The organism is Micromonospora mirobrigensis (genome assembly GCF_900091555.1).
Classification (GTDB): domain Bacteria; phylum Actinomycetota; class Actinomycetes; order Mycobacteriales; family Micromonosporaceae; genus Micromonospora; species Micromonospora mirobrigensis.
Genome location: NZ_FMCX01000007.1, coordinates 146,623 through 159,484, shown reverse-complemented (window position 1 = coordinate 159,484; position 12,862 = coordinate 146,623). Strand labels below are relative to the sequence as shown.

Genomic DNA, 12,862 nt, shown 5'->3' with positions numbered 1-12,862 from the left:
TTCCATGCGTCGTACCACTGTACTGAGCGGCCTCGCCACGGCCGCTCTCCTGGCCGCCGCCGTCACGGCGCCGACCTCGGCCGGTGCCGCGCCGGGCGTCTCCGGTGACGCGTTCACCCGCGCGGTCGCCCAGCTCAAGGCCCACTCGGGCGCCGGGCTGGTCGCCGACGGCTCGTCGTTCACCCTCAAGAACACCGCGACCGACGCGAACGGCACCGAGCACGTCCGGCTGAACCGCTACCAGGACGGCCTGCCCGTCCTCGGCGGCGACACCGTGGTGCACCTGGGCAAGGGCAACGCCTGGAAGGGGTCGAGCCAGGCCATGGCCGCCGCCCCGACCAAGGGCGCCAAGGCCAAGGTCAGCGCCGCCGCCGCCGGCCGCACCGCGCTGGGCGCCTCCACCGCCGCCGCCCGCCGCGTCGACGGCAGCCAGCTGGTCTACGACGCCGCCGCCGGGGGCACCGCCCTGGCGTACGAGGTGGTCGTGGGCGGCGCCTACGCCGACGGCACCCCGAGCGAGCTGCACGTGCTGGTGGACGCCACCAGCGGCAAGGTCCGCGACTCCTGGGAGGGCGTGCAGCGCGACGGCACCGGCAACACCTTCCACTCCGGCAGCGTGACCGTTGGCAGCACCCTCTCCGGCGGCACCTACCAGCTCGCCGACGCCACCCGAGGCGGGCACAAGACCTACGACCTAAACGGTGGCACCAACGGCACCGGCACCCTGGTCACCAACGCCGGCAACGTCTTCGGCGACGGCACGCTGAGCAACCGCCAGACCACCGCGGCCGACGCCGCGTACGGCGCCCAGAAGACCTGGGACTACTACAAGAACACCTTCGGCCGCAGCGGCATCCGCAACGACGGCGTCGGCGCGTACAGCCGGGTGCACTACAGCAGCAACTACGCCAACGCCTTCTGGAGCGACTCCTGCTTCTGCATGACCTACGGTGACGGCGGCTCGGGCTGGTACCCGCTGACCTCGCTGGACGTGGCCGGGCACGAGATGAGCCACGGCGTCACCAGCAACACCGCCGGCCTGCGCTACAGCGGCGAGTCCGGTGGCCTCAACGAGGCCACCAGCGACATCTTCGGCACCCTGGTCGAGTTCTACGCGAACAACGCCAAGGACCCGGGTGACTACCTGATCGGCGAGAAGCTGCGCTCCAGCGGCACCCCGCTGCGCTACATGGACAAGCCGTCCAAGGACGGCTCGTCGGCGGACTGCTACAGCAGTGGCGTCGGCCGGCTCGACGTGCACTACTCCTCGGGCGTGGCGAACCACTTCTTCTACCTGCTCGCGGTGGGCAGCGGTTCGTCGACGTACGGCAACAGCCCGACCTGCAACGGCAGCACCGTCACCGGCATCGGCAACGCCAAGGCCGGCGCGATCTGGTACCGCGCGCTCACCACATACATGACCTCGCGGACCAGCTACTCCGGTGCCCGTACCGCCACCCTGTCGGCCGCCCGGGACCTGTACGGCGCCGGCAGCACCGAGTACAACACCGTCGCGGCCGCCTGGTCCGCGGTGAGCGTCAACTGATCGCCTAACCGGCGCCGGTGGCCTCCTCCACCGCCGGCGCCGGAGGGCAGCGCGTCGACGACGGGCGCGGGCACGCCGACCGGCGTACCCGCGCCCGTCGGTCTGCCGGGTGGTGGGATCAGCCCGGGACCGGGTCCGCGCCGCGGGCGCCGCCGGGCCGGCAGCGCAGCAGCCTCCGGACGGCCAGCGCGGAGCCCCGTACCGCCCCGTGCCGCCGGACGGCCTCACCGGCGTAGTGCGAGCAGCTGGGACTGAACCGGCAGCACGGTGGCCGGCCGGCGCTGATCCGCCGCTGGTACACCTCGATGGCGGCCAGCAGGGCCCGGGCGGGCGCGCGCCCCGGCCCCGGTGCGCTCGGCCGCGTCGCGCCGATCATCGCGGTGCCGAACCGCGGCAGCAGGACCAGGGCCGCGAGCAGGCAGTTGCCGTCCAGGCCCTCGGCGACGCAGCAGCCGGTCTCCAGCAGGCAGGCGTCGCGCAGGCAGGAGTTGGACCGGTAGCGGGGTCCGCCGTATCCGTATCCGTATCCGTATCCGCCGTAGCGCGGATCGTAGCGGCTGCTGCGGCGCGGGTCGTAGCGATACCAGGGCATACGTCGATCGGTACCCCGGCGATCCGGGCCTAACCCGGCCGCTCAACCGGCCGAGGTCGCGCCGCCGTGAGCAGGCTGGTCCTGATCGCGGGTGTAGCGCAGCATCAGCACGCCGTCCCCGGCGGTCAGCACGTGCCGCAGGCCGAGCTGCCGGGGCGCGCTGGCGTCCCCGGCGGTGATCCGCCCCGGCCCGGCCCCGGCCAGCAGCGGGGCGACGGTGAGGCAGAGCTCGTCGACCAGGTCGGCGGCGGTGAGCGCGCCGAACAGGTGCGGACCGCCCTCGCAGAGCAGCTCGGCGAGGCCGCGGCGGCGCAGCTCGGCCAGGCCGGCGACGAGGTCGACGTCGGCGCCGCAGCGCACCAGGTCGGCGACGTCGGTCAGTCCGGGTGGTGGCTGGGCGTCGTCGCGGGTGAGCACGATCGGCCGGACCGGTGCGTCGGCGAAGCACGCCTGGGCCGGGTCGAGGTGAAGCGATCCGGAGACCACGACCAGGGTGGGGCAGTCGGTCAGCCCGTGCTCGCGCCGCCAGGCACGGCGCTGCTCGTCGAGGCGTACCGCCCGGTAGCCCTCGTGCCGCAGGGTGCCGGCGGCCACCACCAGCCCGTCGCAGAGCATCCGCAGCAGGCCGAAGACCCGCTTGTCCGGCGCGCCGGAGAGGCCCTCGGAGTAGCCGTCGAGGGTGACCGCGCCGTCGACACTGGACACGAAGTTCACCCGCAGGTGGGGGTGGCCGGCCCGGCCGTAGAGCGCGGTCAGCTCCGGGTCGGTCAACGGCGCCCCGGATGGCTCCGGCCAGGCCCGGACGATCGGGATTCCGACGCTCATCCGCCGGCCGGACCGGTCACGGGAGGGTTGGGTTCGGGGGTGCGGTGCTGGCAGTCGCACCACTTCCGGCCGGGACACTCGTCGTGCCGCCGCTCCCGGCACGCTCGGCAGATCATGCCGGCAGCCTATGCGGTGGCGGGAGGGGGCAGCATGCCGCGTCGGGTCTTCCAGCTGAAGGTGTCCCTGGGCGGGGTGCGCCCGCCGGTCTGGCGGCGGGTGCTGGTGCCCGGCGGCTTCACCCTGGACCGGCTGCACCACACCTACGACTTCGGTTGCTGGCCGCGTCGGCCGATCCCGGGCATCCGGAGCACGACCGGTTGCGCGACCGGGCGGGCGACGGCTTCGACCCGGAGGCCTTCGACGCCGGCCGGGTGAGCACGCTGCTGCGCCGCCTCTGCTGACCTGGGCGCCGCGCCGTCCCTCGGGGCGTCCGACGGTATGTCCGGGATCCGGATGGTGCATCCCGGTCAGCGGATGACCTCAGGCGGTAACGAAATGGGAACGCTCCCACGGCGGTATTGACACCCACGACACCCCCCGGCAATCTCATGGGAGCGCTCCCGGGGGTGACGCGGGTCTCTCCGCCCACCGCCCCGGGGCCCGCCGCCGGTTCCACCGGCGGCGGTCGCGCACGCAGCAACCCCCCACCACACCCAGCCTCACCGAAAGAGGGGTCAGGATGAGCGTTCCAATCCGTCGCCGGCGTTTCGCGGCCATCGCGCTCGCATCCGTCGCGGTGCTCGCCACCGCCACCGCCTGCGGCGACGACTCGTCGGACAGCGGCAGCAGCAGTGACGGTCCGGTGAACCTGGTCGTCGACGTCTTCGGCGACCAGGGCTTCGGCTACGACGACCTCTACAAGCAGTACGAGGCCGAGCACCCGAACGTGAAGATCACCGAGCGCGGCAAGGGTCTCGGCCTCGGTGACTACAACACCCGGCTCACCCAGCAGATCACCGCCGGCTCCGGCGCCGGCGACGTCGTCGCCCTCGAAGAGGGCACCATCGTGCAGTTCTACGCCCAGGCCGACAAGTTCGTGAACCTGGCCGACCACGGCGCGAACGACCTCAAGGGCAACTTCCTGCCGTGGAAGTGGGAGCAGGGCAGCACGCCCGACGGCAAGGTGCTCGGCCTCGGCACCGACGTCGGCTCGATGGCGGTGTGCTACCGCAGCGACCTGTTCAAGGCCGCCGGCCTGCCCACCGACCGGGAGCAGGTCGGCGCGCTCTGGCCGACCTGGGACCAGTTCATCGCCGCCGGGCAGAAGTTCGCCGCCGCCGACAAGAAGCACAAGTTCGTCGACTCGGCGACCAACTTCTACAACGTGGTGCTGATGCAGACCGCGGGCCAGGGCACCGGCTACACCTACTACGACAAGAGCAACAAGCTGGTCATCGGCGAGAACCCGGACGTCCAGGCGTCCTACAACCTCACCGCGAAGATGATCGCCGCCGGGCTGTCGAACAACCTCCAGTCCTTCTCCAACGAGTGGAACGCCGGTTTCAAGAACGGCACCTTCGCCACCATCGCCTGCCCCGCCTGGATGACCGGCGTCATCAAGGGCCAGGCCGGTGACGCGGCCGCCGGCAAGTGGGACATCGCCAAGGCCCCGGGCAACGGCGGCAACTGGGGCGGCTCCTTCCTGGCCGTGCCCAAGTCCAGCAAGCACGCCAAGGAGGCCGCCGAGCTGGTGAAGTTCCTGACCAGCAGCAAGGGCCAGACCGAGGCGTTCAAGAAGCTGGGCAACCTGCCCTCGTCGCCGCAGGCGCTGGCCGACCCGGCCGTGGTCGACGCCACCAACGACTACTTCAGCAAGGCGCCGATCGGCAAGATCTTCGGCACCGGCGCCAGCGAGCTGAAGCCGGTCTACCTCGGCCCGAAGAACAACGCGGTGCGCACCGCCGTGGAGAACAGCCTCCGCGCGGTCGAGCAGGGCAAGTCCGCCGAAGAGCAGTGGCAGGCGGCGTTGAAGAACGGCGAGGCCGCCGGTAAGTGACCCGGCCGGACCGTTCGCGGGTGGCGTCGACAGCGCGGCTGTCGGCGCCACCCGCGGCGCCCGGACAGCCCCGGCGCCGCCCCTGTGGGTGGGCGGCGCCGACCGAGGAGAAGGACCCGCGATGAGCCTCGACCTGCATGCCGTGGCGCCCCCCGACCACGGACCCGAGCGCGGCGCCCGGCCCGCGCACCGCCGCCCCACCTCGCTGACCCGGCTGGACCTGAAGTACTCGCCGTACCTCTACGTCCTGCCGTTCTTCGTCATCTTCGCCGTCTTCAGCGCGTACCCGATCGCGTACACGGTCTGGATCGCGCTCACCGACCGGTCGCCGCTGAACGCGACGATCTCCTTCGTCGGCCTGGACAACTTCGTCGAGCTGATCACCGACGACCCGCAGTTCTGGAACGCCGTGGTGAACACCTTCGGCATGTTCCTGCTCTCCACCGTGCCGCAGCTGCTGCTGGCGCTGGTGCTGGCCAACGCCCTCAACCGGAAGCTGCGCGCGCAGACCTTCTTCCGGATGGCCATCGCCATGCCGATCATCACCTCCACCGCCGTGGTGGCACTGATCTTCTCGATGATCTACGCCAAGGAATTCGGCCTGGTCAACTGGGTGCTCGACACCGTCGGCCTGGACCCGATCGACTGGCGGGCGAACCGCTTCGCCTCCTGGTTCGCCATCTCCACCATGGTCGACTGGCGGTGGGTCGGCTACAACGCGCTGATCTACCTGGCCGCCATGCAGTCGATCAGCAAGGACATGTACGAGGCCGCGTCGCTGGACGGCGCCTCCCGCCGCCGGCAGTTCTGGTCGATCACCGTCCCGCAGCTGCGCCCGACGATCATCTTCACGCTGATCATCTCCACCATCGGCGGCCTGCAGCTGTTCACCGAGCCGCTGCTGTTCACCAGCGGATCCGGCGGCCTCTCCGGCGGCTCCGAGGGACAGTTCCAGACCATCACCATGTACCTGCTCGACGTGATGAACCAGCGGTTCCGCTGGGGGTACGCCGGCGCCGTCGCGCTCGTGCTCTTTCTGCTCATCGCGCTGATGTCGACGGTGAACTACCTGCTGGCCCGCCGAATCAGCTCCGACAAGTGAGGTTGCGCAGATGACGACCACGACGCTCCGCCCACCCGTACGCCGGCCGGCCGGCCCGCCGCGCGCCTCGCACCGCTCCGATCGGTTGTGGAAGGCGAGCCCGCTGACCTGGTTCGGCCTCGTCCTCGGGGTGATCCTCTCGCTCTTCCCGTTCTACTGGATGATCGTGATCGCCTCGCGGACCAACGACGCCGCGAACTCCTGGCCGCCGCCGTTCCTGCCCGGCGGCAAGCTCGGCGACAACATCCAGCGGGTGCTCGCCAACGGCGACGCCAACATCGTGAAGGGCCTGCTGAACTCGTTCCTGGTCTCCGGCACGATCACCGTGGCCACCGTCTTCTTCGGCTCGCTGGCCGGCTTCGCCTTCGCCAAGCTGCGCTTCCGCGGCAAGAACGCGCTGCTGCTGATCATCCTGGCCTCGATGATGGTGCCGATCCAGCTGGGCGTGCTGCCGCTCTACATCCTGATGGCCAAGCTGGAGTGGCTGAACACCATGCCGTCGGTCACCGTGCCGTTCCTGATCGGCGGCTTCGGCATCTTCATGATGCGCCAGTACGCCGAGCAGGCCGTGCCGAACGAGCTGATCGAGGCGGCCCGGGTCGACGGCTGCTCCACCTGGCGGGTGTACTGGCACGTGGTGGCCCCGGCCCTGCGTCCCGCCGCCGCGGTGCTCGGCCTGCTCACCTTCATGGAACAGTGGAACCAGTTCTTCTGGCCCTTCGTGGTGCTGGCCGACCCGGCCAACCCGACCGTGCAGATCTCGCTGCGCAGTCTGAACACCGCCTACTTCGCCGACAACTCGCAGATCTTCGCCGGTACGTTGATCGCCACCCTGCCCCTGTTCGTCGTCTTCGTTCTGTTCGGCCGCCAGATCATCGGCGGGATCATGGAAGGTGCCGTGAAGTCTTGAGCAATCCGGAGAGCCCGCACGGTGTCGACGTCCTCGACCAGGGTCCGGCGCTGCGGTTCCCACCCGGCTTCCTCTGGGGTGCGGCCACCGCCGCGTACCAGATCGAGGGGGCGGCGACCGAGGACGGCCGGAGCCCGTCGATCTGGGACACGTTCAGCCACACCCCGGGCCGCACCGTGGCCGGGCACACCGGCGACGTGGCCTGCGACCACTACCACCGGATGCCCGACGACGTGCGGCTGATGGCCGACCTGGGCCTGAAGTCGTACCGGTTCTCGGTCTCCTGGCCCCGGGTGCAGCCCGGCGGTTCCGGCCCGGCCAACCAGCGCGGCCTGGACTTCTACCGCCGTCTGGTGGACGAGCTGCTGGCCAACGGCATCGAGCCGTGGCTGACCCTTTACCACTGGGACCTGCCCCAGCCGTTGGAGGACGCCGGCGGCTGGCCGGCCCGGGACACCGCGGGCCGGTTCGCCGACTACGCCGAGCTGGTCGCCGACGCGCTCGGCGACCGGGTGACGTACTGGACCACGCTGAACGAGCCATGGTGCTCGGCCTTCCTCGGGTACGGCTCCGGTGTGCACGCGCCGGGGCGTACCGACGGGGCCGACGCCGTCCGGGCCGGGCACCACCTGATGCTCGGTCACGGGCTGGCCGTCCGTGCGGTGCGGGCGTCCCGCCCCACCGCGCAGCTCGGGGTGACGGTCAACCTCTATCCCGTCGACCCGGCCACCGACGCCCCCGCCGACGCCGACGCGGCCCGGCGGATCGACGGGCTGATGAACCGGTTCTTCCTGGACCCGATCCTGCGTGGGTCGTACCCGGCGGACCTGCGGGCCGACCTGCGGCAGGTCACCGACCTCGGGCACGTCCGCGACGGCGACCTGCCGATCATCTCCACCCCGCTGGACATGGTCGGGGTCAACTACTACAGCCGGCACGTGGTGGCCGCCGCCGAGCCGGGGGCGGTGCCCGACCCGACGCCGTCCTGCTGGCCCGGCAGCGAGGACGTCCGCTTCGTCGACCGGGGCTTCCCGGTCACCGACATGCAGTGGGAGATCGACGCCCCGGGGCTGCTGGAGACCCTCCAGCGGGTGCACCGGGACTACACCGACCTGCCGATCTACGTCACCGAGAACGGCTCGGCCTTCGTCGACACCGTGGTCGACGGTTCCGTCGATGACGCCGACCGGCTGGCGTACTTCGACGGGCACCTGCGCGCCGCGCACGCCGCGATCGAGGCCGGCGTCCCGCTGAAGGGCTACTTCGCCTGGTCGCTGCTGGACAACTTCGAGTGGTCCTGGGGCTACACCAAGCGCTTCGGAATGGTCCGCGTCGACTACGACAATCAGGCACGAATCCCCAAGTTCAGCGCCCGGTGGTACGCCGAGGTGATCCGACGCAACGGTCTGGCCGCACAATAGGCGCAGAGGCCAGCCAGTAACGGACGGCCCGGCACCGGCGCCGATGGTGGTGCCGGGCAGTCCGACGTCGGAGGAGCACACGATGACAACGCAGCGCACCCGGTCGCTCGGGCGCCCGACCCTCGATGCGGTCGCCGCCCGCGCGGGCGTCGGGCGCGGCACGGTATCCCGTGTGGTCAACGGCTCACCGCAGGTCAGCCCGGAGGCCCGGGCCGCGGTGCAGCAGGCGATCGCCGAGCTGGGGTACGTGCCGAACCGCGCCGCCCGGGCGCTGGTCACCCAGCGGACCGACTCGGTGGCGCTGGTGGTCTCCGAGTCCGGTGAGCGGGTCTTCACCGAGCCGTTCTTCGCCGGCATCGTCCGGGGCGTCAGCTCCGGGCTGCTGGAGACCCCGATGCAGCTCTGGCTGGCCATGGTGCAGTCGCCGATCGAGCGGGAGCGGGTCGAGCACCACCTGACCAACCAGCACGTCGACGGGGTGCTGCTGCTCTCGCTGCACGACTCGGACCCGCTGCCCACCCTGCTGGAGGAGCGCGGGCTGCCCACGGTCCTCGGCGGCCGGCCGGCCCGGATGCTGCAACCGGGCGCCCAGCCGGCGTACTACGTCGACATGGACAACGTCGGCGGCGCCCGGCAGGCGGTGGAGCACCTCTTCGCCCGCGGCCGGCGGCGGATCGCCACCATCGCCGGCCCGCAGGACATGGGCGCCGGCCTGGCCCGGCTCTCCGGCTACCAGGAGGCCGTGAAGGCCGCCGGCGCCTCGGTGGACCCGGACCTGATCGCGTACGGCGACTTCAGCGAGGGCAGCGGGACGGCCTGCATGCGCCGGCTGCTGGAGCTGGCGCCGGACCTGGACGCGGTCTTCGCCGCCTCCGACCTGATGGCCTTCGGCGCGCTGCGCACGCTGCGCGAGTTCGGCCGCCGGGTGCCCGAGGACGTGGCCGTGGTCGGCTTCGACGACGCGCCCATCGCCCGGCAGGCCGAGCCGCCGCTGACCACCGTCTTCCAGCCGGTCGAGGAGATGGGCCGGCAGATGGCCCGGCTCCTGGTGGCCCGGATCCGCGGCGACGACGTGCCCGCCGAGCGGATCCTGCTGGACACCAAGCTCGTCCACCGCGCCTCCGCCTGACCCCGGGGCCGGGCGGCGGCGGTCAGCGGGTGCGGACGGCCTTCAGGCCCTGCTCGACCAGGGGGGCGACCATTTCGCCGATCCGGTCGAAGCCCCCGCCGAGGGTCTGCCCGAGGGTGTGCCGGTAGTGGATCCCCTCGCAGATCACCGCCAGCTTGAAGCAGCCCAGCGCCACGTGCCAGTGCAGCGGGCCGACGTCGACGTCGCTGCGGCCGGCGTACCGGTCGATCAGCTCGGCGCCGGTGGGGAAGCCGGCGCGCGGACCGATGCCGTCGGCCACCGGGTTCCCCTCGGCCAGGTCGCTGTCGCCGAGCACGCTCCAGTACGTCAGCAGCAGCCCGAGGTCGGCCAGGGGATCGCCCAGGGTGGCCATCTCCCAGTCCAGCACGGCCCGCACCGCCACCGGGTCGACGGTGGCCATCAGGTTGTCCAGCCGGTAGTCGCCGTGCACGATCCGCCCGGTCACCACGCCCTGCGGCACGCTGGCGGCCAGCGCGTCGCGCAGCTCGTCGATGCCGGGCAGGTCCCGGCTGCGGGAACGGTCGAGCTGCCCCGCCCAGCGGCGTACCTGCCGTTCCAGGTAGCCGTCGGGGCGGCCGAAGTCGGCCAGCCCGACCGACGCCGGGTCGACCGTGTGCAGGGCGGCCAGGGTGTCCATCATCGCCATCGCCAGGTCGCGGCGCTGCCCGTCGGTGAGCGGGTCGGTCTGCACCCGGCTGCGCAGCACCTGCCCGTGCACCCGCTCCATCAGGTAGAAGGGCGCCCCGATGACCCCGGGGTCGGCGCAGAGCAGCAGCGCCGCCGGCACCGGCACGTCGGTCGGGGCCAGCGCGGAGATCACCCGGTGCTCGCGGGCCATGTCGTGCGCGGTGGCCAGCACGTGCCCCAGCGGCGGCCGGCGCAGCACCAGCTCCCGGTCGCCGACGCGCAGCAGGTAGGTCAGGTTGGACTTCCCGCCCGCGATCAGGGTCCCGTTCACCGGCGCGTCGGCCAACTCGGGACGGTGCTGCGCCAGGTAGGCGGCGAGCCGCTCCAGGTCGATGCCCTTCGGGGACCCCTTGGCGGGCGGCAGGTCGGCCGGTTCCCCGCCGGACGCGTGCTCGGCGGCGGGGCGGGGGGCGGGGGCGGTCCCGGCCACCGACGGAGGGCCGGAGGGGCGGGGGGAGGCCGGGTCACCCGGCCGGAACGCGTCGACGGCCGGATCGGTCATCCGAATAGTTGATGGCAGCTCAGCTTTCTTGTCAAGGTCGGATTTTTCGCCCGGGACACCGCGCGGCAACAGGGGCGAAACGGACCGGGGGCAGGCTGGGGCCCAGCCTGCCGGCCGTCACGGGCCGGCCCGCCGAGCGGAGGGACGGAAATGTTGCTGCGAGTTCGGGTGACCCTGCCGGACCGACCCGGCACCCTCGGCCAGGTGGCCCGGACCCTCGGCGTCTCCGGCGCCGACATCGTCCAGGTGGTCGTCCTGGAACGCCTCGGCGGCCGGGCGGTGGACGACTTCACGGTGGTCTGGCCGGGCGCCGCCCGGGTGGAGCGGCTGCTGGCCGGCCTGGCCGCCATCCCCGGGGTACGCGTCGACGGGGTGTGGCGGGCGATCGGCGCCCCGACCACCACCGGGCAGGACGCCGAGCTGCTGGCCCAGATCGCCGCGAACCCGACCGACGGGGTCGCCACCCTGGTCGACGCGGTTCCCGGGCTGCTCGCCGCCGACTGGGCGGTGGCGGCGGTCGTACCCCTGGACTGGGCCTCGCGCGACGGCGGCGGCACGGCGACCGTCGGGCAGGCCAGCTGGCGGGCGCCGCAGCCGCCCCGGCTGCCGGAGGTCACCCCGCTGCGGGCCCGGTCGCTGACCGACGCGGACGGCACCCACTACGCGGTGGCCCCGTTCGGCCGGGCCGGGCTGGTGCTGGTGGTGGCCCGTGAGCACACCGAGCCGCTGACCGCTGCCGCGTTCCACTCCACCGAGGTGGACCGGCTCGCGCAGCTGGTCCGGGCCGGCGCGGTGATCCTCGGCGACCGGCTGGACCTGGTGGGCGTCCCGCCGGTGACCACCATCACCTGACCCGTCCCGGCACGTCACCCGCGGGCAACGGCCCGGCAACAGGCGGCCGGCAGGGTGGGACGCGGCGAAGGGAGCGAACCATGGCGCTGTGGCGGATCCGGGCCACCGTGGACGACCGGCCGGGTTACCTGTCGGTCCTCACGGCGAGTCTGGCGTTGCGGGGGGTCAACATCCTCACCGTGCAGGTGCACACCACCGAGACCGGCGCGGTCGACGACTTCCTCGTCGACGCGCCGGACGCGCTCGGCGAGGCCGACCTGGTGGCGGCGGTCGAGCGGGGCCGGGGCCGGGACTGCTGGGTGGCGCGCAGCGAGGCGCGTGGCCTGGTCGACCAGCCGACCCGGGCGCTCGGGCTGGCCACCCGGCTGGTCGGCGACCCGGAGGCGACCGGCGCGGTGCTGCGCGCCCTGCTCGGCGCCGATGAGGTGAGCTGGCGGCCGAACCCGCCCGGTGACCGCGGCGGAGCCGGCGGGTCGACCATGCGGCTGGCCGACCCGGCCGGCGGCTCGTACGCGCTGCGCCGGGAGGAGCCGAGCTTCACCCCCGCCGAGTACGCCCGGGCGCAGGCGCTGGTGGAGCTCTCCGCCGCGGTGGCCCGCCGCGACGCCGACCGGGTGACCCTGGTGCTGCCCGACGGGGCCGAGGTGATGGTCCGCCCGGCGACGGCGGAGGATCTGCCGGCCGTGGTGGAGCTGCACGAGCGGTGCTCGCCACGGAGCCGGCAACGGCGCTACCTGGGTGGCGCGGCGACGCCGTCGCCGGCCCGGCTGCGCCGGCTGCTCGACCCGGCGCGGGGCCTGACCCTGCTCGCCACGGCCGGCTCCGGCGGGGCGGCGGAGCCGGTGGTGGCGATGGCCAACCTGCTCGGCGAGGGTGACGAGGCGGAGGCCGCGCTGCTGGTCCGCGACGACTGGCAGCGCCGGGGCCTGGGCACGGCGCTGCTGCGCCGACTGCTCGGGCACGCCGACCGGGCCGGTTACGCGGCGCTGGTACTGCACGTGCAGGCGGACAACACGCCGATGCTGCGTACTCTGCGCCGGCTCGGCCGCCCGGCGTCCACCGACCGCGACGGCTCCCTGCTCACCCTCACCGTCCCCCTGGATGCAAGGAGGGGTCCCCTGTTAACGCCTCCGGTAGAGGAGGGGCCCCTTGTTAACAGCTGACCGCCGGCTCGTCCGGGTGCCCCACCGGTTGACGGTCACCGGTTACGGCGGCTCTGGGAGACGTTAAGAGGGGCCCCCTGCTATGCAGAATGCGTTAACAGGGGGCCCCTCCTTGC

The 12,862-nt window shown here is 72.6% G+C and carries 11 protein-coding genes and 1 pseudogene; 9 read left to right on the top strand and 3 right to left on the bottom strand.

Features of this window, described 5'->3' with window-relative positions; all coding sequences use genetic code 11:
* Positions 1-4 precede the first annotated feature (4 nt).
* The gene (locus GA0070564_RS22440; RefSeq protein WP_091612119.1) at positions 5-1,546 is read left to right on the top strand and encodes a M4 family metallopeptidase; all 1,542 of its coding nucleotides are present in this window, start codon (positions 5-7) and stop codon (positions 1,544-1,546) included.
* A 118-nt stretch (positions 1,547-1,664) separates the two neighbouring features.
* Here GA0070564_RS22440 and yidD read toward each other — a convergent pair whose 3' ends face one another.
* Complete coding sequence (gene yidD / locus GA0070564_RS30525) at positions 1,665-2,138, bottom strand: membrane protein insertion efficiency factor YidD (protein ID WP_091612115.1); 474 nt, start codon at positions 2,136-2,138, stop codon at positions 1,665-1,667.
* Between the two features lie 42 nt (positions 2,139-2,180).
* On the bottom strand, positions 2,181-2,963 hold the full coding sequence (locus GA0070564_RS22430) for a pyrimidine reductase family protein (protein ID WP_091612111.1): 783 nt from the start codon (positions 2,961-2,963) through the stop codon (positions 2,181-2,183).
* Positions 2,964-3,113: 150 nt separating this feature from the next.
* Between GA0070564_RS22430 and GA0070564_RS22425 the strand changes: the two are divergent.
* The 6 genes and pseudogenes from GA0070564_RS22425 (at position 3,114) to GA0070564_RS22400 (ending at position 9,521) form a co-directional block, all read left to right on the top strand.
* Positions 3,114-3,364, top strand: a pseudogene (locus GA0070564_RS22425) (IS1096 element passenger TnpR family protein).
* Between the two features lie 278 nt (positions 3,365-3,642).
* Positions 3,643-4,959: an ABC transporter substrate-binding protein gene (locus GA0070564_RS22420; protein WP_091612107.1), complete on the top strand. Its 1,317-nt coding sequence runs from the start codon at positions 3,643-3,645 to the stop codon at positions 4,957-4,959.
* Between the two features lie 121 nt (positions 4,960-5,080).
* The gene (locus GA0070564_RS22415) at positions 5,081-6,061 is read left to right on the top strand and encodes a carbohydrate ABC transporter permease (RefSeq protein WP_091612102.1); all 981 of its coding nucleotides are present in this window, start codon (positions 5,081-5,083) and stop codon (positions 6,059-6,061) included.
* A 10-nt stretch (positions 6,062-6,071) separates the two neighbouring features.
* A complete protein-coding gene (locus GA0070564_RS22410; RefSeq protein ID WP_091612099.1) occupies positions 6,072-6,971 on the top strand; it encodes a carbohydrate ABC transporter permease in 900 nt (299 codons plus the stop codon).
* Positions 6,968-8,392 carry a GH1 family beta-glucosidase gene (locus GA0070564_RS22405; RefSeq protein WP_091612096.1) on the top strand — a complete coding sequence of 475 codons (1,425 nt, stop codon included), beginning with the start codon at positions 6,968-6,970 and terminating at the stop codon, positions 8,390-8,392. Before GA0070564_RS22410 ends, GA0070564_RS22405 begins: the two co-directional genes overlap by 4 nt.
* A gap of 82 nt (positions 8,393-8,474) precedes the next feature.
* Positions 8,475-9,521, top strand: a complete 1,047-nt coding sequence (locus tag GA0070564_RS22400) for a LacI family DNA-binding transcriptional regulator (protein ID WP_091612803.1) — start codon at positions 8,475-8,477, stop codon at positions 9,519-9,521.
* A 22-nt stretch (positions 9,522-9,543) separates the two neighbouring features.
* Here the strand turns inward: GA0070564_RS22400 and GA0070564_RS22395 are convergent, their stop codons facing one another.
* Entirely contained in the window at positions 9,544-10,731 is a 1,188-nt protein-coding gene (locus GA0070564_RS22395; protein ID WP_091612093.1) for a phosphotransferase family protein, read from the bottom strand.
* Positions 10,732-10,881: 150 nt separating this feature from the next.
* On the opposite strand from GA0070564_RS22395, the gene GA0070564_RS22390 reads away from it, so the two are divergent.
* A complete protein-coding gene (locus tag GA0070564_RS22390; protein ID WP_091612090.1) occupies positions 10,882-11,583 on the top strand; it encodes an ACT domain-containing protein in 702 nt (233 codons plus the stop codon).
* An 80-nt stretch (positions 11,584-11,663) separates the two neighbouring features.
* Positions 11,664-12,746, top strand: coding sequence for a GNAT family N-acetyltransferase (locus tag GA0070564_RS22385; protein WP_091612086.1), 1,083 nt, complete (start codon positions 11,664-11,666; stop codon positions 12,744-12,746).
* The last annotated feature ends 116 nt before the right edge of the window (positions 12,747-12,862 follow it).

What these genes read in the sequence shown, in the direction of transcription:
- GA0070564_RS22410 (WP_091612099.1), top strand. Translation starts at nt 6,072, where the DNA reads ATGACGACCACGACGCTCCGCCCACCCGTACGCCGGCCGGCCGGCCCG.
- GA0070564_RS22440 (WP_091612119.1), top strand. Translation starts at nt 5, where the DNA reads ATGCGTCGTACCACTGTACTGAGCGGCCTCGCCACGGCCGCTCTCCTG.
- GA0070564_RS22430 (WP_091612111.1), bottom strand. Translation starts at nt 2,963, where the DNA reads ATGAGCGTCGGAATCCCGATCGTCCGGGCCTGGCCGGAGCCATCCGGG.
- GA0070564_RS22400 (WP_091612803.1), top strand. Translation starts at nt 8,475, where the DNA reads ATGACAACGCAGCGCACCCGGTCGCTCGGGCGCCCGACCCTCGATGCG.
- GA0070564_RS22390 (WP_091612090.1), top strand. Translation starts at nt 10,882, where the DNA reads ATGTTGCTGCGAGTTCGGGTGACCCTGCCGGACCGACCCGGCACCCTC.
- GA0070564_RS22385 (WP_091612086.1), top strand. Translation starts at nt 11,664, where the DNA reads ATGGCGCTGTGGCGGATCCGGGCCACCGTGGACGACCGGCCGGGTTAC.
- GA0070564_RS22415 (WP_091612102.1), top strand. Translation starts at nt 5,081, where the DNA reads ATGAGCCTCGACCTGCATGCCGTGGCGCCCCCCGACCACGGACCCGAG.
- GA0070564_RS22395 (WP_091612093.1), bottom strand. Translation starts at nt 10,731, where the DNA reads ATGACCGATCCGGCCGTCGACGCGTTCCGGCCGGGTGACCCGGCCTCC.
- yidD (WP_091612115.1), bottom strand. Translation starts at nt 2,138, where the DNA reads ATGCCCTGGTATCGCTACGACCCGCGCCGCAGCAGCCGCTACGATCCG.
- GA0070564_RS22420 (WP_091612107.1), top strand. Translation starts at nt 3,643, where the DNA reads ATGAGCGTTCCAATCCGTCGCCGGCGTTTCGCGGCCATCGCGCTCGCA.